The sequence below is a fragment of the Lentzea fradiae genome (assembly GCF_900100955.1).
Lineage (GTDB): Bacteria > Actinomycetota > Actinomycetes > Mycobacteriales > Pseudonocardiaceae > Lentzea > Lentzea fradiae.
In genome coordinates this window covers 166,116-184,443 of the sequence record NZ_FNCC01000007.1, presented here as the reverse complement: position 1 = coordinate 184,443, position 18,328 = coordinate 166,116, and the positions used below count along the sequence as shown (strand labels likewise).

The 18,328-nt window shown below is 70.9% G+C and carries 18 protein-coding genes; 12 read left to right on the top strand and 6 right to left on the bottom strand.

Annotation, left to right across the window (positions count from 1 at the left end; all coding sequences use genetic code 11):
• Positions 1-88 precede the first annotated feature (88 nt).
• Both BLT23_RS17990 and BLT23_RS17985 read left to right on the top strand, forming a co-directional pair.
• Complete coding sequence (locus BLT23_RS17990) at positions 89-1,051, top strand: serine protein kinase RIO (protein ID WP_425434392.1); 963 nt, start codon at positions 89-91, stop codon at positions 1,049-1,051.
• A 230-nt stretch (positions 1,052-1,281) separates the two neighbouring features.
• The gene (locus BLT23_RS17985) at positions 1,282-2,841 is read left to right on the top strand and encodes a DEAD/DEAH box helicase (protein ID WP_090050881.1); all 1,560 of its coding nucleotides are present in this window, start codon (positions 1,282-1,284) and stop codon (positions 2,839-2,841) included.
• A 396-nt stretch (positions 2,842-3,237) separates the two neighbouring features.
• On the opposite strand, the gene BLT23_RS17980 is transcribed toward BLT23_RS17985, so the two are convergent.
• Positions 3,238-3,993 (bottom strand): SAM-dependent methyltransferase, encoded by a 756-nt coding sequence (locus BLT23_RS17980; protein WP_090050878.1) that lies wholly within the window; start codon positions 3,991-3,993, stop codon positions 3,238-3,240.
• Positions 3,994-4,221: 228 nt separating this feature from the next.
• Positions 4,222-4,581, bottom strand: a complete 360-nt coding sequence (locus BLT23_RS17975) for a VOC family protein (protein WP_090050875.1) — start codon at positions 4,579-4,581, stop codon at positions 4,222-4,224.
• 130 nt (positions 4,582-4,711) lie between these two features.
• Here BLT23_RS17975 and BLT23_RS17970 point away from each other — a divergent pair, with 130 nt between their 5' ends.
• Entirely contained in the window at positions 4,712-6,454 is a 1,743-nt protein-coding gene (locus BLT23_RS17970; RefSeq protein WP_090050872.1) for a proline--tRNA ligase, read from the top strand.
• Positions 6,455-6,527: 73 nt separating this feature from the next.
• Here BLT23_RS17970 and BLT23_RS17965 read toward each other — a convergent pair whose 3' ends face one another.
• Positions 6,528-7,577 (bottom strand): DUF8017 domain-containing protein, encoded by a 1,050-nt coding sequence (locus BLT23_RS17965; RefSeq protein ID WP_143035966.1) that lies wholly within the window; start codon positions 7,575-7,577, stop codon positions 6,528-6,530.
• A gap of 119 nt (positions 7,578-7,696) precedes the next feature.
• Here BLT23_RS17965 and BLT23_RS17960 point away from each other — a divergent pair, with 119 nt between their 5' ends.
• The gene (locus tag BLT23_RS17960; RefSeq protein WP_090051197.1) at positions 7,697-8,656 is read left to right on the top strand and encodes a YhgE/Pip domain-containing protein; all 960 of its coding nucleotides are present in this window, start codon (positions 7,697-7,699) and stop codon (positions 8,654-8,656) included.
• On the opposite strand, the gene BLT23_RS17955 is transcribed toward BLT23_RS17960, so the two are convergent.
• Positions 8,552-8,959 (bottom strand): YjbQ family protein, encoded by a 408-nt coding sequence (locus BLT23_RS17955; protein ID WP_090050866.1) that lies wholly within the window; start codon positions 8,957-8,959, stop codon positions 8,552-8,554. The genes BLT23_RS17960 and BLT23_RS17955 overlap by 105 nt on opposite strands.
• A gap of 39 nt (positions 8,960-8,998) precedes the next feature.
• Here BLT23_RS17955 and BLT23_RS17950 point away from each other — a divergent pair, with 39 nt between their 5' ends.
• Genes BLT23_RS17950 through BLT23_RS17935 form a run of 4 tightly spaced genes read left to right on the top strand, consistent with a single transcriptional unit; the run spans position 8,999 to position 12,115 of the window.
• Positions 8,999-9,907, top strand: coding sequence for a glycosyltransferase (locus BLT23_RS17950; protein ID WP_090050863.1), 909 nt, complete (start codon positions 8,999-9,001; stop codon positions 9,905-9,907).
• Positions 9,908-9,918: 11 nt separating this feature from the next.
• Positions 9,919-10,380 carry a DUF4442 domain-containing protein gene (locus BLT23_RS17945; RefSeq protein ID WP_090050860.1) on the top strand — a complete coding sequence of 154 codons (462 nt, stop codon included), beginning with the start codon at positions 9,919-9,921 and terminating at the stop codon, positions 10,378-10,380.
• Positions 10,373-11,326: an aminotransferase class V-fold PLP-dependent enzyme gene (locus BLT23_RS17940; RefSeq protein ID WP_090050857.1), complete on the top strand. Its 954-nt coding sequence runs from the start codon at positions 10,373-10,375 to the stop codon at positions 11,324-11,326. The genes BLT23_RS17945 and BLT23_RS17940 overlap by 8 nt, the downstream gene beginning before the upstream one ends.
• A gap of 54 nt (positions 11,327-11,380) precedes the next feature.
• Positions 11,381-12,115: a hypothetical protein gene (locus BLT23_RS17935; protein WP_090050854.1), complete on the top strand. Its 735-nt coding sequence runs from the start codon at positions 11,381-11,383 to the stop codon at positions 12,113-12,115.
• Between the two features lie 6 nt (positions 12,116-12,121).
• Here BLT23_RS17935 and BLT23_RS41670 read toward each other — a convergent pair whose 3' ends face one another.
• Entirely contained in the window at positions 12,122-12,550 is a 429-nt protein-coding gene (locus tag BLT23_RS41670; protein ID WP_245744018.1) for a ferritin-like domain-containing protein, read from the bottom strand.
• Positions 12,547-12,987, bottom strand: coding sequence for a hypothetical protein (locus BLT23_RS41665; protein WP_245744017.1), 441 nt, complete (start codon positions 12,985-12,987; stop codon positions 12,547-12,549). The genes BLT23_RS41670 and BLT23_RS41665 overlap by 4 nt, the downstream gene beginning before the upstream one ends.
• A 139-nt stretch (positions 12,988-13,126) precedes the next feature.
• Between BLT23_RS41665 and rimP the strand changes: the two genes are divergently transcribed.
• The 4 genes from rimP to infB all read left to right on the top strand — a co-directional run bounded on the left by rimP (position 13,127) and on the right by infB (position 18,267).
• Entirely contained in the window at positions 13,127-13,651 is a 525-nt protein-coding gene (gene rimP / locus BLT23_RS17925) for a ribosome maturation factor RimP (RefSeq protein ID WP_090050851.1), read from the top strand.
• A complete protein-coding gene (gene nusA / locus BLT23_RS17920; protein WP_090050850.1) occupies positions 13,648-14,661 on the top strand; it encodes a transcription termination factor NusA in 1,014 nt (337 codons plus the stop codon). Before rimP ends, nusA begins: the two co-directional genes overlap by 4 nt.
• A 117-nt stretch (positions 14,662-14,778) precedes the next feature.
• Positions 14,779-15,033, top strand: a complete 255-nt coding sequence (locus tag BLT23_RS17915) for a YlxR family protein (protein ID WP_425434391.1) — start codon at positions 14,779-14,781, stop codon at positions 15,031-15,033.
• An 87-nt stretch (positions 15,034-15,120) separates the two neighbouring features.
• Entirely contained in the window at positions 15,121-18,267 is a 3,147-nt protein-coding gene (gene infB, locus BLT23_RS17910) for a translation initiation factor IF-2 (protein WP_090050843.1), read from the top strand.
• Positions 18,268-18,328: the final 61 nt, after the last annotated feature.

Here is an 18,328-nt window from a genome sequence, read left to right as displayed (position 1 = left end):
CGTCCCTCCGCCCTTCGCGCCTGATCAGCACCGTTTGATCGCAGAGCGCCAGTGGGGCGGTCACCTTCACCGTTCAGGAGACCCCACCGTGCGCGAGCACGATCTTTACGAGCGCTACGAATCTTCCATCGACGACGCCGACACCATGCGGCGCAAGGGAAAGCGCGCCAAGCGGACCGACGACGCGGAGCCGACGCGCCGCGGCCGCATGACCGAAGAAGAAAAGCTGCGGATCGCACGTCTGCGCGAGGACCAGCTCAGCACCGCGGACACCCCCGAGGACGGCGACCGCTGGTCCACGTGGGGCGACGCCGAGCAGGGGCCGAAACCGCATCCCGAATGGCTCGTCACGGAACTGGCCGCCGTGGACCGCGAGCTCGGCATCGTGAAGACCGGCAAGGAAGCCGACGTCTTCCTGCTGGAGCGCGCGCTGGGTGAGCGGGCATGCCTGCTCGCCGCCAAGCGCTACCGCAGCAACGACCACCGGATGTTCCACCGCGACGCGGGATATCTGGAAGGCCGCCGGATGAAGAAGTCCCGCGAGATGCGGGCGATCCAGAACCGCACCGCGTTCGGGCGCAACCTGATCGCGGAGCAGTGGGCGGTCGCGGAGTTCGCCGCGCTAACCCGGCTGTGGCAGATCGGCGCGCCCGTGCCGTATCCGGTGCAGCGCAGCGGCACCGAGCTGCTGCTGGAGTTCATCGGCGACGACGAGGGCAACGCCGCACCGCGGCTCGCCCAGGCCCGTCCGGACGAGGACGAGCTGCTCGACCTGTGGCGGCAGCTGGTCGCGATGCTCACGACGCTCGCCGAGGCGGGCCTCACGCACGGCGACCTGTCCGCGTTCAACCTGATGGTCCACGACGGCCGGCTCGTCGTGATCGACCTGCCGCAGGTCGTCGACCTCGTCGCGAACCCCCGCGGGCCGGAGTTCCTCGACCGCGACGTCCGCAACATCAGCGGCTGGTTCGCCTCGCGCGGCCTGCCGCCGGAGATCGCGGACCCGTCCGCGCTGGTCAGCACGCTGCTCGACGCGGCGGGCATGTCCTGAGCCGGGTGCGCGCCCGGCAGTGTCCAACGACACGGCCGGGCGCGCAACGCGGTGGCGGTGATCGGCTAGACTGTAAGAGCACCGATGAAGGCTTGACCGCCGTTGACCGGTGCGTCCACCCACTCATCACGGCGTGACCACCACGCCGGGCCCGTCCTTGTGAACTGGCACCGCGGTAGCGCGGGGCAGCCTTGAGACGTGCCATGTCTCGGAGGTTTGTTTTGCCATCAATGTCCGAAGGTCGTTCCGAGCGCTCTTCCAGCCGCAGGTCACCGCGGCGCCGCTCGGGTCGCCAGGGCAACTCCTCGCGTCCGCAGCAGCGGGTCGAGGAGCCGATCGTCGCCGAGCACTTCGAGAGCACGCTGCCGGAAGGCCCGCTGCCCTCGTTCGCCGAGCTCGGCTTGGCCGACGCACTGATCCGTTCGCTCGTCGCCAACGAGATCACCGAGCCGTTCCCCATCCAGGCGGCCACCCTGCCCGACTCGCTGTCGGGCCGTGACATCCTCGGCCGCGGCCAGACCGGCTCCGGCAAGACGCTGGCGTTCGGTCTCGCGATGCTGACCCGCCTCGCGGGCGGCCGTTCCACGCCGCACAAGCCGCGTGGCCTCATCCTCGTCCCGACCCGCGAGCTCGCGATGCAGGTGGAGACGGCGCTCATGCCGCACGCCCGCTCGCTGGGCCTGTGGTGCCGCGTCGTCGTCGGCGGCACGTCGTTCCCGCGCCAGATCGACCACCTGCGCCGCGGCGTCGACCTGCTCATCGCGACGCCGGGCCGCCTGTCCGACCACGTCCGCCAGGGGACCTGCGACCTGTCCCAGGTCGAGATCACCGCGCTGGACGAGGCCGACCAGATGGCGGACATGGGCTTCATGCCGCAGGTCCGCGCGATCCTCGACCTGACCCCGCAGGACGGCCAGCGCCTGCTGTTCAGCGCCACGCTCGACGGCGACGTGGACAAGCTGGTCCGCCAGTACCTGCACAACCCGGTGACGCACTCGGTGGCCCCGGCCACCGCGAGCGTCACGACGATGGAGCACCACCTGCTCTTCGTCTCCGCCGAGGACAAGCAGAACGTGGTGACCGAGGTGGCCGCCCGCGAGGGCCGCACGATCATGTTCGTGCGCACCAAGCACCACGTCGACCGCCTCGCCAAGAAGCTGCGCTCGGTCGGCGTCCACGCCGGCGCCCTGCACGGCGGCAAGGCGCAGAGCGCCCGCACCCGCGTGCTCGGCGAGTTCCGCGAGGGCACCACGCCGGTGCTGATCGCGACCGACGTCGCCGCCCGCGGCATCCACGTCGACGACGTCTCGCTGGTCGTCCACGTCGACCCGCCCGCCGACCCGAAGGACTACCTGCACCGCGCGGGCCGCACGGCACGCGCGGGCCAGTCCGGCACGGTCGTCACGCTGGTCACGCACGACCAGCGCCGCGCGGTCCAGGGCATGGCCGCCCGCGCGGGCATCCGCCCGGAGAGCACCAAGGTGCGCCCCGGCGACGACGAGCTGATCCGCATCACCGGCGCCCGCATCCCGAGCGGCGAGCCGGTCGTCGAACGCGAGAAGCCGGCCCGCCGCAGCGGCGGCGGTGGCCGCCGCTTCGGTGCCCCCGCGGCCGGTGGCCGCGGCGAGTACCGCGGTGGCTCAGCCCGCCGCTCCGAGGGCGGCGAGTTCCGCAGCGGCCCGCGCCGCTCGGCAGAAGGCGGACCCCGCCGCGCGGAGCGCTCCGAAGGCGGCCGCGCGTTCGGGCGGACGGAGCGGGCCGGTCGCCCGCGCCGCGCGCCCCAGCACTGACCGCGCCGACGCGGAGCCGGTGACGCGGTTCCGCTGACGCGTTCCTGATGCACGGTGCGAAGGCCGTCTCTCCTGGTTGAACCGGGGGAGACGGCCTTCGTCGTGTGGGGGAGGGGCGTGTTCGCTGCGTTTGCGGGTGCCGGGTCGCCGCCGGACAGGGGTGGACATGGCTCGCGCTGGGCTGGCGCCTTCGCGGCGGGTGGGCGGCTGCGGCGAGTGGTGTCACAGGGGGCGGTGGTTGGTGAGTGCTGTGGCTGGCGGAGTGGTGGCAGCACCCATCCGTGCCGCCGCGGCGATTACCGTCGCCCTGTGCCCTGTGCCCTGTGCCCTGCACCCCCGTGGCACGCGGCGCTGCTGCTACTCACGTGACAGGCGCGAGGGGAGCGCTCCGGGGCCCTACGGGGCCTGCAGGGTCAGGTAGGCCAGGCCGAGCGTGCCTCGCCAGCCGTGCAGCCGGTAGCCGCGGTGGGTGTCGGCCCGTGCCCTGACCTCGTCGGCGTGGGGTGAGTCCGGGTTGGCGCGCAGCCAGCGTTCCCAGGCGAGGGCGTGGCCGTTCTCGAAGACGTCCCACTCGTCGAGGCTTGCCTGTTCGGCGGCCAGGAGGCGGTAGCCGTGGGTGTGGGCGAGGTCGGCCAGGTCCGCCAGGGAGCCGTACTGGTCGCGGGGGATCGGCATCGCGGACAGTTGGGACTCGGTGGGCTCCTGTTCCCAGAAACCTTCGCCCAGCAACAGTTTTCCGCCTGGGCGCAGCAGTGCGCGCACTGCTGTGAGGGCGTTCGCGGTGTGCTGCGACGGGTCGCCGCCCCACACCTGGCTCGCGCCGTTGACGATGACCGCGTCGAACAAGCGGTCCGGCTCGTGCTGGGCCACGTCGCCCACGTGCAGGGTGACGCGGGAGGTGAGGCCGCGGGCGTCCGCGTTGGACTGCGCGTGGGCGATGGCTTCGGCGTCCAGGTCGATTCCCGTGCCGGTGGCGGTGGGTTCGGTTGCCAGCAGGCGCAACAGGAACTCCGCCCAGCCGCAGCCCGCGTCCAGCACGTGGGCGCCGTCGAGGGGGAGCAGCGAGCGGATCAGGCGGGCGGCGCGTTCCTCGGACAACGGGCCGTGGAACGTCAGGTCCTGGTGCAGCGGTGCGATCTTCGGAGTTGTCATCGCGCGCAGGATCGCGGCGCCGGTGCCGGGGAGGCAACGGGTTATTCGGTTGTCGGGCTCAGCACCTCCCCGTAGCTTCGGTTGGCGTGGAGCACATGAACGCCGTGACGCCGGCGGAGGTGACGCTGGGCGAGTCACTCGCCCAGGGCCCGCGCCGGGAACACCGGCCCGCCAACGCCTGACGGCTGGGAACCGGCCAGGCGTCCGCGAACCCCCCAGAGCGCCGCGCTACAGCTCCTCCTCCGACTGGGCGATGCAGAACTGGTTGCCGTCCGGGTCGGCCAGCACCGACCAGACGAGACCGGGCATGCTGTGCACGCCCACCTCGGTGGCGCCGAGCGCGACCAGCCGTGCGACCTCCGCCTCGCGGTCGGCCACGTGCGTGTCGAAGTGGACGCGGTTCTTGCCCGGCGTCGCGTCCGGCACCTGTTGGATGCCGATCGCCGGGCCGCCGTCGGACGTCGGCGCGAGGACGATGAAGTCGCCCCAGTCGTTCTGGACGGTGGTGCGGAGCGCGGCGGTCCAGAAGCCGGCGAGCTTGCGGGCGTCGCCCGTGTCGAGCGTGATCATGTCAATGGTCAGGGACATGGGAGCGACGCTACTCAGGGGGTCCGACAATTCCGGCCGGTGCGGTCCGGGGCGGTGAGAGCCGCCGCGCAAGTCAGGACGGGGCAACCAGTAGGCTGCTCCAACAGCCCGTGAACGAGGAGTACCCACCGTGATCACCAGGATGTCGTCGCTGTTCCTGCGCACTCTTCGCGAGGACCCGGCCGACGCCGAAGTGCCCAGCCACAAGCTGCTGGTGCGCGCCGGCTACGTCCGCCGCGTCGCGCCGGGCGGGTACTCCTGGCTGCCGCTGGGGCTCCGGGTCCTGCGCAACATCGAGGCCGTCGTCCGCGAGGAGATGGACGCGTTCGGCGCGCAGGAGATCCAGTTCCCTGCCCTGCTGCCCAAGGAGCCCTACGAGGCGACCAACCGGTGGGAGGAGTACGGGCCCAACATCTTCCGCCTGAAGGACCGCAAGGGCGCCGACTACCTGCTGGGCCCCACGCACGAGGAGCTGTTCACGCTCACCGTGAAGGGCGAGTACAGCTCGTACAAGGACTACCCGGTCACGCTCTACCAGATCCAGACCAAGTACCGCGACGAGGCGCGTCCCCGTGCGGGCATCCTGCGCGGCCGCGAGTTCCTGATGAAGGACTCGTACTCGTTCGACCTCACCGACGAGGGGCTGAGCCAGTCCTACCAGGACCACCGCGACGCCTACATCCGCATCTTCGACCGCCTCGGCCTCGAGTACGTGATCGTGTCGGCCACGTCCGGTGCGATGGGCGGCTCGGCGTCCGAGGAGTTCCTCGCGGTCGCCGAGACGGGTGAGGACACGTTCGTGCGCAGCACGGAGTCCGGGTACGCGGCGAACGTCGAGGCCGTCACCACGCCCGTGCCCCCGGCGCAGTCGATCGACGACAAGCCCGCCGCGCAGGTGCACCACACGCCGAACACGCCCACCATCGAGACGCTGGTGGACTTCCTCAACGCGAACACCGACCGCAAGTTCACCGCGGCGGACACGCTGAAGAACGTCCTGGTCAAGCTCAAGCACCCCGGCAAGGACTGGGAGCTGCTGGCCGTCGCCGTCCCCGGTGACCGCGAGGTGGACTTCAAGCGGCTGGAGGCGGCGCTGGAGCCCGCCGAGGTCGCGATGGTCGACGAGACCGACTTCGCCAAGAACCCGTTCCTGGTCAAGGGCTACATCGGGCCGGGCGCGATCCAGGGCAACGGCATCCGCTACCTCGCCGACCCCCGCGTCGTGACGGGCACCGCGTGGGTCACGGGCGCGGACAAGGCCGACCACCACGTCGTCGACCTCGTCGCGGGCCGCGACTTCACGCCCGACGGCGTCATCGACGTCGCCGAGGTCCGCGAGGGCGACGCCTCGCCGGACGGCAAGGGCGTGCTCGTCGCCGCGCGCGGCATCGAGATCGGCCACATCTTCCAGCTCGGCCGCAAGTACGCGGACGCGTTCTCGCTCGACGCCCTCGGCCCGGACTCCAAGCCCGTCCGGATCACGATGGGCTCGTACGGCATCGGCGTCTCGCGGCTGGTCGCGGCCATCGCCGAGCAGTCCTACGACGAGCGCGGCCTGATCTGGCCCCGCAACGTCGCCCCCGCGGACGTGCACGTCGTCGTGGCCGGCAAGGACGAGACGCTGCTGCGGGCCGGTGAGGACTTCGCGAAGCAGCTCAGCGACTCCGGCCTGAAGGTGCTGCTGGACGACCGCAAGGCGAGCCCCGGCGTGAAGTTCGCGGACGCCGAGCTCGTCGGCGTGCCCACGATCCTGGTGGTCGGGCGCGGCCTGAAGGACGGCGTCGTCGAGGTCAAGGACCGCAAGTCCGGTGAGCGCCAGGACGTGCCGGTGGCCGAGGTCGTCGAGCACCTCGTCCGGGTCGTCCGGGGCTGAGCCGAACCGTAGCCGAACGAAAGGCGCCGGGCGGGTTTCCCCGTCCGGCGCCTTCGTCGTCTTCCAGAACGTCCTAGGTCGTCGGCACGATCGACTCGATGATCTTCTGCAGGTCCTGTTCCTTGAGCAGCGGCGGGTTGGTGCCGCCACCGCCGCCCTCCAGGTCGGCGTTCACGACGAACGCGTGCAGCTTCGTGGTGCCGTTGAGCAGGACGACCTTCACCATGCCCTTGCTGGCCAGGCACTTGTTGCCGGACTGCGTGACCGTCGCGTCCACCTGCACGCCCTCGATGACGACCTTCTTGCCGTCCTTCTGGGTGTGCTCGATCTTCACCGGTTTCGGCTGCGTCACGTCGATGTTCGGAGCGCCGCCCGACGAGTAGTACTGCGCCGAGACGGCCTTGGTGAACTCGGTCGCGGTCTGGTTGATGTCGCCCCTCGGCAGCAGCGCGCCACCGTTGGTGCCCTTGGTGAACGCGTTGCCCTCGCAGGTGTAGTCGCCGTACGAGGTGATGCCGCTCAGCGCGACGCCCTCGAACTTCTCGACCGGGATGGTGGCGCCGTCGAGGATGTCCCACGCCTTCGGCACCTCGTAGGTGAAGCCGAGCGTCGTCTTCACGCACTGCGCGCCGTCGTTCTTCGGGCACGCGCCGTCGGCCGGCTGCGAGGTGGTGGTGCTGGGCGGCGCGGACGAGGTGGAGGGGCCGGGCTGCGCGGTCTGGTCGTCCTTGCCCGACAGCAGGAACCACGTCAGGCCGCCACCGCCGAGCAGCACCACCACGACGACGCCGATGACCAGCCAGAGCGTCTTCTTGCTCTTCGGGGGCTCGTCGTCGAAACCGCCGTACACGCCCAGGCCGCCGTAGCCGCCGTAGCCCTGCTGCGGGAACCCGCCCGGCGGTGGGTAGCCGCCCTGCTGGGGGTACTGGCCCTGCTCGGGGTACTGGGGGGACTGGCCTTGCTGGGGGTACTGGCCCTGTTGCGGGTACGGGCCCTGCTGGGGGAAGCCGCCGGACTGCGGGTAGCCGCCGCCCTGGTAGTTGCCGCTGGGGAAGTCCCCTTGCTGCTGGCCCCAGCCCTGCTGGTCGTTCCAGCCGCCCTGTCCGCCACCTGGGTACGTCACGGGCAAACGGTACATCGTGGGTCTGACAGCCCATTAATTCATCACGCGTTGACTTCAAAACTTCATCAGGCGTAGCGTGCGGTCGTAATTCAACGTGTGATGAACTTTGGAGGCCCGTGATGCGCACCGCGCTGGTCACCGCCGTCGCAGGCGCGGTGGTGGCGTTTCTCCTGGGACTGCTGACCTTCGGGGTGCAGGCGACCGTGCACCCGCACGAGGTCCCGCTCGCCGTCGTGGCGCCTCCGCCGCTCGCGGACCGCGTCACGGCCGCCGCCTCGCCCGAGGTCGGCGTCAGGGCCGTGTCCGCCGACGAGGCCCGCACCTTGTTGGCGGACAAGGAGGTCTACGGCGTGCTGGAGGTCTCGCCGCCACGGGCGACCCTGCTGCTCAACCCCGCCGTCAACCCGTCCGGCACGCAGCTCGCGCAGCAGGTGCTGACCGGCATCGCGCAGGGCGCCGGTCTGGAGCTGACGGCCGGCTCCCCGGCCGTGTCCGCGGCCGAACGGACGGTGCCTCTCGCCGCGAGCGCCCTGCTGTGGGTCGGAGGGATGGTCACGGGGGTGCTGTTCGTGGTTTTGAAGGGACGCCGCTTCCGGCCGCTGTCGGCGTTGACCGCCGCCGTGCTGGTCGCCGGGGTGTGTGTCGCGCTGGCTGCCTGGTGGGGAGTCACGTTCAGCGTCACCGCCATCGGCTTCCTGCTCGCCGTCGGCGTCTCGTTCGCACTGTTGCAGGCGGGGCTGTTCAAGCACCTCGGCATCCGCGCGATGGCCGTTCTCGGCGTCTTCTACCTGATGGCGCCCGCTGTGGCGGGTCAGGTGCCGGAGCTGCTCAACCCGGTCTACCGCGCGGTCCTGTGGTCGTGGACGCCGTTCCGCTTCTCCGCCGAAGGCTTGCGCAGCCTCATGTACGACGGGTCCGTCAGCACCGAGTGGTGGGTGTTCGGCGGGATGGCCCTGGCCGGTGTCGTGCTGCTGCTAGCCGGCGAGAAAGCTCAGCCGGACCGTGCGGACGGCGTTGTCGACGTTGGTGTCGACGAGGCAGACGGACTGCCAGGTGCCGAGCGTGAGCACACCGCCTAGCACCGGGATCGTCGCGTACGGCGGCACCAGCGCGGGCATCACGTGGTCGCGGCCGTGACCCGGAGTGCCGTGCTTGTGCCGCCACCGCACGTCGCGGGGCAGGATGCGCTCCAACGCGGTCAGCAGGTCGTCGTCGCTGCCCGCGCCCGTCTCGATGATCGCGATGCCCGCGGTCGCGTGCGGCACCCACACGTGCAGCAGGCCGTCGCCGTTCTCCTGGTCGAGGAACCGCTGGCACTCCCGGGTGAGGTCGTGGACGACCTCCTCGCCGCCGGTGCGGACCTGGATCTCCTCGCTGCGCATGACCGCGATCTTACGAACGAACGGCAGTAACGTCGCGTCATGCGCGTCCTCTTCGCCGGCATGGCGACGGTCGGCCACACCTATCCGATGGTCCCGCTGGCGCTCGCGCTGCGTGCCGCCGGGCACGAGGTGCACTTCGCGGTGGGCGAGGAGCTGCATCCCGAGCTCGACCGGCTGGGGCTGCGCCCGTTCCGCCCCGGCCTGGTGTTCGGCGAGATCTACGCCGAGGACATCGCGCCCGAGCTGGAGCGCCTGCTGCCGGACCTGGTGATCAGCGGCTGGGCCGTGCCCGGGGTGTTCCGGGAGGCGAGGCGCAGGGCGTTCCCGGTGCTGTGGCACGGCTTCGGGCGGATGTTCCCCGACGGCATCGGGCTGGCGCGGCCGGAAGGCGGCCGTCACCTGGACATCTGCCCGCCCTCGTTGCAGGACAGCGCCTTCACCGACGACCGCGTCCTCCTGCGGCCGGTACCGCACGGGACGCCCGGTGAGGTTCCGGTGCGCACGCACGACAGGCTCGTTTACGTCACGTTCGGCACCGTGTTCGGCCACGACGACCTGATCGCCACGGTGACGGCCGGGCTCGCGGCCCTCGACGTCCAGGTGGTGGTCGGTGCGCCGGGGCGGTGGCAGCCGCAGGCGGAGGTCATCAAGCAGGCCGACGTCGTCGTGCACCACGGTGGTAGCGGCACGATGCTGACCGCACTTGCCGAGGGGGTCCCACAGGTCGTGCTGCCGCGCGGCGCCGACCAGTTCGGCAACGCGAAGGCGCTCGTCGAGTCGGGAGCGGCGGTGCGTCCCGGCGCGGTGAGTGCGGAGTCGGTCGCGGAGTGCGTGCGACTGTTGCTCGTGGACGGACGCCACCGGGAGGCCGCAGGTCAGGTGGCGGAAGAGATACGTCACATGCCCTCGCCGGAAGAAGTTGCGGACAGCCTGGCGGAGGTTGTGTAACACTGTTTTTTATGAAGGCGAGGCACCTGCGCTTCGGGATGAACCTGTGGCCCCCGTTCCTGTTCGCGGGCATCCGCGTCGAGGAGATCTCGGCCGACTACCGGTACGCGCGCGTGCGGATGCGCCTGCGCCCGTGGAACCGCAACTACTTCGGCACCCACTTCGGCGGGTCGCTGTTCTCGATGACCGACCCGTTCTGGGCGCTTCTGCTGTTCCGCCAGCTCGGCGACCACGTGGTGTGGGACCAGGCCGGTGAGATCCAGTTCGTCTCGCCCGGCCGCGGCACGGTCACCGCGGAGTTCCGGCTGACCGACGAGCACGTCGAACAGGTGCTGGAGCAGACCGAGGACGGCAAGAAGGCGCTCGTCTGGTTCGACACGGACGTCGTCGGGCAGGATGGGACCGTGGTCGCGAAGGTGAGGAAGCAGGTCTACGCGCGTCGTAAGCGCGACAAGCGGCTTGCGCATGCGTGAGGCGTTCGGCGCGGTCTTCGACATCACGCCCGGTTACCTGAACACGGCGTCTATCGGCGTGCCTCCGCGGCACGTCGCCGACGCTGTCGCGGCCGCCCACGAGAGGTGGCGACGCGGTCAGGACACCTCGTCCTCCTTCACCGAGACCGTCGAGACGTCTCGTGCGGCGTTCGGCGCGTTGATCGGCGTACCGGCGACGTCGGTCGCGTGCGGTGCCACGGTCTCGCAGTTCGTCTCGCTGGTCGCCCAGGCACTTCCCGCCGGGTCGAAGGTCTTCGTCGAACCCGGTGAGTTCACCAGCGTCTCGTTGCCGTTCGTCGCGGCCGGGCACCAGATCGTGTCCTCGGTGGACGAGTGCGACCTCGTCGCCGTGAGCGTCGTGCAGTCGGCGGACGGCAAGATCGCCGATCTCGAAGCGTTGCGGGCATCGGGCAAACCGGTGCTGCTGGACGTGTCGCAGGCCGCCGGTTGGATGCCGTTGTCGGTGGCGTGGGCCGACTTCGTCGTCGGCGTCGCGTACAAGTGGCTGCTGTCCCCGCGGGGCGCGGCGTGGATGGCGGTGCGTCCCGACCGGATGGACTTCCTCCGGCCCGTGGCGGCGAACTGGTACAGCACCGGCGAGAACTACGGCACCGATCTCGTGCTCCGTCCGGACGCACGGCGGTTCGACCTTTCGCCGACGTGGATCTCGCACGTCGGCGCGGCGGTGGCGCTGCCGTGGCTCGCGTCGCTGGATCTCGGCGCGGTGCGTGCGCACTGCGTCGGTCTCGCGGATCGCCTCCTCACGGGCCTGGGTCGCCCGGCGGGAGGTTCGGCGATCATCTCAGTGGGCAAACCGCCCGTTCCGGGCGTGGTGTCCTCGGTTCGCGCAGGTCACACGCGGTATGCGTGCCACCTGTACAACACGGCTGAAGATGTTGATCGGGTGCTCGAAGCGTCCGCTTGAACGCCGTCAGTTACGGTTTGTCCCGTGTCGGAGCCACGTCAGTCACCTGAAGAGGTGACACAGAACCTGCCTCGCTTTCCGCCGAGGCCGACCGACACCGCACCGCTCTACCCGGCCGACGAGCTGATGAAGCTCCAGTCGATCATGAGCAACCGCCAGGGGCACCAGCCCCCGCCGCCGCCTCCCGCACCCCCTCGCAAGACGACCTGGGTGGGCAAGGCGCTGGCGCTCGTCGGCGTGGCGTTCGTGTCGGGCTTCGTGTGGTGGGTGTTGCAGCCGTCGGCCCCGGTGGACCAACCCGTCTCGCAGCCGCAGAAGACCGCGGGTGAGTACGAGTTCGCCACGGTCCCGGAACTGCCCGATCCGGTGAAGGACAGCGACTGCGCCGCCCAGTCGACCGGCCAGACGCAGGCGTTCTTCAAGGCGACGCCCTGCCTGCAGCTGACCCGTGCGTTCTACACGGCCAAGCTGCCGGACGGACGGGTCGTGTACTCGTCGGTGTCCGTGGTGAAGATGCGCACGGCCGACGAGGCCCGCAAGCTCAAGGAGCTCACCGAGACCGACGGCACCGGCAACGTCAAGGACCTCGTGCTGGCCAAGGCCGTCAGCGTCCCGCCGCTGACCACGCTGGCCAACGGCGGCTACGCCTCCGAGCAGCGCGACCAGGAGGTCGTGATCGTCGAGTCGGACTCGCCGGCCAGAGGTCCCGACGCGCTGACGCACAACAAGGAGATGAAGAAGGTCTCCGCGGACGCGATCAGGCTCGCGTCCGACTTCGCGGGCAGCTGAGCCGCCTCACCCGGACGCGACGCCCGGCATCGTGATCGATGCCGGGTTCGTCCCGGCCATCTTGCGCCACCGGGTCGCCCGCACCGCGGCGGCCGTGAGCGACTCCAGCGCCGACGTCCGCAGGTCCTTGTCGTCCGTCCGCTCCAGCACGCCCTTCCACGCGGCGCAGGTGTCCTGCTCCACGGCCGCGAGCGCGGCGAGCGCCGACGGCCCGTCCGAGACCGGTGCCGGCGGCAGGTAGGCCGCCGCGGGCGGGTTCGGCGTCGCGCCGTGGTCCCGCAGCCACCGCTCCGTCACGTCGCGCCGCGCCCGGTGCGCGGTCGAGCCCTCCGCGACGGCCGCGGCCTGGTCGCCCAGGAACGCCGACACGAGCCCGTAGGTCCACAACGCCGCGTGCTCGGTCCCGAGCGCGGTCTGGACGGCGTCCACGTTCACGAGAGCACCTCCAGCAGCGAGGCGCAGCCCGCCGCCACCGAACCGACGAGACCTGCCCGGTACGAGGGCAGTGAGGGGACGAGCACCGACGCTTCGCGGGCGGCGCCGTCGAGCGCGGTGCGCAGCGCCGCCAGCGGGTCGGGCGGCGTGGGCGGTGCCGTCGGCACGGGCGGCGCCGTCGACGACAGCGGCGGGCGTTCGCGGTCGACCTCGGCCTGCAGCAGGGTCGCGTGCGTCTCGCGGGCCTTCGCGATCTCGGCGGCCGCCGGTGTCGTCAGCGTCTTGGCCAGCGCGGCGTCCGCGCGCGCCTGCGCGGCGAGGGCCGACAACGGGTCCGGCGGAGGGGGCGGGGCGGACTCTGTGGTGCACGCAACGGCGAGCGGTGCGGCGGCCACCGCGAGCAGCACGCGGCGGCGGCTGACCGAATCGGAGATCACGCGGCCCCATATTGCCAGCCCCCTGCCGAGGACGTGGGGGCGCGGTGGGAGCCCGGCGAACGAGATACCCTGGGCGTCCACGGCCGCCGAAACAGCGTCGGCCGGGGTTTCCATGCGTTCGATCTGAAGGAGTCACCACGTGTCCAGCCCGCCGCGCGGAGAGCTTTCCGCGCAGCTAGCACCCGTTGTGCGGGAAGCTCTCGAAGCCGCCGGCTTCGACCTCGACGCGCTCGACGTGAATCAGGCTGGGCGCCGCCGTCTGGTCAAGGTCGTCGTGGACGGCGAGGACGGCATCGGGCTCGACGAGGTCGCCGAGGCGAGCCGCGTGGTCTCCGCCGCGCTCGACGCGCACGACCACCTGATCAACGGGCCGTACACCCTCGAGGTCACCTCGCCGGGTGTCGACCGCCCGCTCACCCGTCCGCGCCACTGGAAGCGCGCGCACCTGCGTCTCGTGAAGATCAAGCAGGCCGACCTGCCGGAGTGGTTCGGCCGGGTCGGCGAGTGCGACGAGACCGGGGTCGAGCTGCTGCACCAGGGCGAGCTGCGGCGCGTGGAGTACCGCCACATCGAACGCGCGGTCATGGAGATCGAGTTCAAGCAGCCGCCGGTCGAAGAACTGGCTCGGCTCACTCGGAAAGCACCGAAGGAGGAGCCGAGGTGAACGTCGACATCGCCGCCCTCAGGGCGATCGAACGTGAAAAGGACATCCCCTTCGAAACGGTTCTCGAGGCGATCGAGTCAGCGTTGCTGACCGCCTACAAGCACACCGAAGGGCACCACTCGCACTCGCGGGTGGAGATCGACCGCAAGACGGGTGTCGTGCGCGTGCTCGCGCAGGAGCTGGGTCCCGACGGCGTCGTGCAAGAGGAGTGGGACGACACGCCGGAGGGCTTCGGCCGCATCGCCGCCACGACCGCGCGCCAGGTCATCCTGCAGCGCCTGCGCGACGCCGAGCACGAGCGCACGTTCGGCGAGTTCGCCACCAAGGAGGGCGAGATCATCGCCGGCGTCGTGCAGCGCGACGCGCGCGCGAACGCCCGCGGCATGGTCGTCGTCCAGGTGGGTGACACCGAGGGCGTGCTGCCGCCGGCCGAGCAGGTGCCGGGCGAGCAGTACAACCACGGCGAGCGGATCAAGTGCTACGTCGTGAGCGTCTCCCGCGGCGCCCGCGGCCCCCAGATCGCCCTCTCGCGCACGCACCCGAACCTCGTCCGGCGGCTGTTCGCCCTCGAGGTCCCGGAGATCGCGGACGGCACCGTGGAGATCCCCGCGGTGGCACGTGAGGCAGGTCACCGTTCGAAGATCGCGGTCAAATCCACGGTCTCCGGGGTGAACGCCAAGGGCGCCTGCATCGGCCCGATGGGCGCCCGCGTGCGCAACGTCATGCACGAGCTCGGCGGCGAGAAGATCGACATCATCGACTACTCGGACGACCCGGCCACGTTCGTCGGGAATGCGCTGTCACCTGCGAAGGTTGTGTCTGTCACGGTCCTCGACGAGAGGGCCAAGACGGCCAGGGTCGTGGTGCCGGACTTCCAGCTGTCGCTCGCGATCGGCAAGGAGGGCCAGAACGCCCGCCTGGCCGCCCGCCTGACCGGCTGGCGCATCGACATCCGCAGCGACGCGGAGTCGCCGGCCGCGGGTGCGGTCACATCCAGTTCGGCTGAATGAGCTCCAGGGGATAGACTCATCAACGGTTCAACGTCGGGTTCGACCACCAAACACATCGGCCCAGCTCGTACGTGCATTGGCTGCCGTGCCCGGACGTTGCCCTCTGAGCTGCTGCGCGTGGTCGCGGTGGACGGATCGGTGGTTCCGGACGTCCGCAGGCGGCTGCCAGGTCGGGGTGCTTGGTTGCATTTCGATCTCGACTGCCTGCGCAACGCCGAGCGGCGACGGGCATTTCCACGGGCCCTCCGGGTTCAGGGACCGCTCGACGTCGCTTTGTTGCGCGAGCACTTGGAGAAGTGGCGGCAAGGGAAGACGGCCGGGGGACAGCCTCCCGGTCGGCAGGAAACAAGGAAGCAGGTCGACCCGTCATGAGTCAGCCGTGAAGCTGAAGACATGAACGCGCGACGTTAAGACGAGGTCGATGGGACTTGCCCACCGGCCTCACGACCTAGGAGACCAGTGGCAGGCAAGGCCCGCGTGCACGAGCTCGCGAAAGAGCTCGGTGTTACGAGCAAGGAAGTTCTGAACAAGCTCGCCGAACAAGGCGAATACGTGAAGTCCGCGTCGTCGACCGTCGAGGCCCCCGTGGCCCGGCGGCTCCGTGACGCCTACGAAGCCAAGTCTTCGAAGCCGGCTCCCAAGCCGTCCGCTCCGAAGCCCAAGGCACCCGCACCCGCTGCTGCCGCGGCGCCCTCCGCACCGGCGGAGCCGAAGCCGGCAGCCGACAAGCCCGCGGCTCCGAAGGGCTTCCCCGGCCCGAAGCCCGGCGCACCGCGTCCGCAGGCGCCCAAGCCCGCTCCGGCAGCTCCTGCCGCGCAGGCTCCGGCCCCGCCCGCACCCCAGCCCGCGAAGCAGGAGGCTCCGGCCCCCGCGGCACCCGCCGCGCAGGCCCCCGCCGCTCCGAAGGCGTCCCCGGCTCCCGGCGCCAAGCCGGGTGGCCCGCGTCCGGGCCCGCGCCCGGCTCCGCAGCAGCAACAGCCCCAGCAGCCGCAGGCTCCGGCCGCGTCCGCGGGTGGCCAGTCCCCGTCCGTGGTGCCCCCGCGCCCGCAGGCTCCCAAGCCGGCTGGCCCGCGTGCCCCGCGTCCGGGCAACAACCCGTTCGGCGTCGGTGGCGGCAACGCTCCCTCGCCGCGTCCGGGGCCCCGTCCCGGCCCGCGTCCGGAGCAGGGCGACCGCCCGTCCGGCCCGAAGCCCGGCGACCCGCGTCCGGCGAACCCCCGTCAGGGCGGCCAGCCCGGTCAGGGCGGTCAGCGCCCGGCCGCCGCGCAGGGCGGCTCCCGTCCCGGCCCCGGCCAGGGCGGTCCTCGTCCTGCCCCCGGTCAGGGCGGTCCTCGCCCGAACCCGGGCAACATGCCCCCGCGGCCGAACCCCGGCATGATGCCGGGTCGTCCCGCCGGTAACCGTCCTGGTCCCGGTGGCGGCGGTGGCCGTCCCGGTGGCGGTGGCGGCGGCGGTCGTCCCGGTGGGGGCGGCGGCGGTGGCGGCTTCCGCGGCGGTGGCGGCGGTGGCGGCGGCGGTGGCTTCCGCGGCGGCGGTGGCGGTGGCGCCGGTGGCGGCTTCCGTCCCGGTGGCGGTGGCGGTGGCGCCGGTGGCGGCTTCCGTCCCGGTGGCGGCGGTGCTCCTGCCGGTGGCGGCGGTTTCCGCGGCCGTCCCGGTGGCGGTGGTGGCGCCGGTCGTGGCGGTACCGCCGGTGCCTTCGGTCGTCCGGGTGGTCCGGCGCGCCGCGGACGCAAGTCCAAGCGGCAGAAGCGCCAGGAGTACATGGACAACATGCAGGCGCCTTCGGTCGGTGGCGTCCGCCTGCCCAAGGGCAGCGGCGAGACGATCCGCCTGCCGCGCGGTGCCTCGCTGACCGACTTCGCCGACAAGATCAACGCCAACCCGGCGTCGCTCGTGCAGGTGCTCTTCCACCTGGGCGAGATGGTCACGGCGACGCAGTCGGTGTCCGACGAGATCCTGGAACTGCTCGGCACCGAGATGAACTACGTCGTGCAGGTCGTGTCCCCCGAGGAGGAGGACCGCGAGCTGCTCGAGACGTTCGACATCACCTACGGCGAGGACGCCGGCGACGAGGACGACCTGCAGGTCCGTCCGCCGGTCGTCACCGTCATGGGTCACGTCGACCACGGCAAGACGCGCCTGCTCGACACCATCCGCAAGGCGAAGGTGCACGAGGGCGAGGCCGGTGGCATCACCCAGCACATCGGTGCGTACCAGGTGCAGACCGAGCTCGAGGGCAACCCGCGGCTCATCACCTTCATCGACACCCCTGGTCACGAGGCGTTCACCGCCATGCGTGCCCGTGGTGCGAACGCGACCGACATCGCGGTCATCGTCGTCGCAGCTGACGACGGCGTGATGCCGCAGACCGTGGAGGCCATCAACCACGCGCAGGCCGCTCAGGCGCCGATCGTGGTCGCGGTCAACAAGATCGACAAGGAGGGGGCGAACCCCTCCAAGATCCGCCAGCAGCTGACCGAGTACGGGCTGGTCGCCGAGGAGTACGGCGGCGACACGATGTTCGTCGACATCTCGGCGAAGCAGGGCATCAACATCGACAGCCTCCTCGAGGCCATCCTGCTGACCGCCGACGCCTCGCTGGACCTCCGGGCCAACCCGGACATGGAGGCCCAGGGTGTCGCGATCGAGGCGCACCTCGACCGCGGTCGCGGTCCGGTCGCCACGGTGCTCGTGCAGCGCGGTTCGCTCCGCGTCGGCTCCTCGATCGTCGCGGGTGACGCGTACGGTCGCGTCCGCCGCATGGTCGACGAGCACGGCGATGACGTCACCGTCGCGACCCCGTCGCGTCCGGTGCAGGTCATCGGTCTGACCTCGGTGCCCCGCGCCGGTGACTCGTTCCTCGTCGTCGACGAGGACCGCGTCGCCCGGCAGATCGCCGAGCGTCGTCAGGCCCGCACCCGCAACGCCGCCAACGCGGCGAAGCGCAAGCGCGTCAGCCTGGAGGACCTGGACGCCGCGCTCAAGGAAACCAGCGCTCTCACCTTGATCATCAAGGGTGACAACTCGGGTACCGTCGAGGCCCTCGAGGACGCGCTCATGAAGATCGAGGTCGGCGACGACGTCGAGCTGCGCGTGATCCACCGCGGTGTCGGTGGCATCACCGAAGGCGACATCAACCTCGCCGTGGCCGGTTCGGCCATCGTCCTGGGCTTCAACGTCCGGGCCGAGGGCAAGGCGACCGAGCTCGCGAACCGCGAAGGCGTGGACGTCCGGTACTACACGGTCATCTACCAGGCGATCGACGAGATCGAGGCGGCCCTCAAGGGTCTCCTCAAGCCGGAGTACGAAGAGGTCCAGCTCGGCCGCGCCGAGATCCGCGACGTCTTCAAGTCCTCCAAGGTCGGCACGATCGCGGGTTGCATGGTCCTGTCGGGCGAGATCCGCCGCAACGCCAGGGCGCGCCTGCTCCGTGACGGCAAGGTGATCGCGGAGAACCTCCCGATCAGCTCGCTCAAGCGGTTCAAGGACGACGCCACCGAGGTCCGCGAAGGTTTCGAGTGTGGTCTCACGCTCGGCAACTACAGCGACCTCAAGCTGGAAGACATCATCGAGACCTTCGAGATGCGCGAGAAGCCGCGCGCCTAGTCAGGTGACGATGGGGGTGCGGAGCCGCTTTAACCGGTGGCTTCGCACCCTTTTCTTCTGG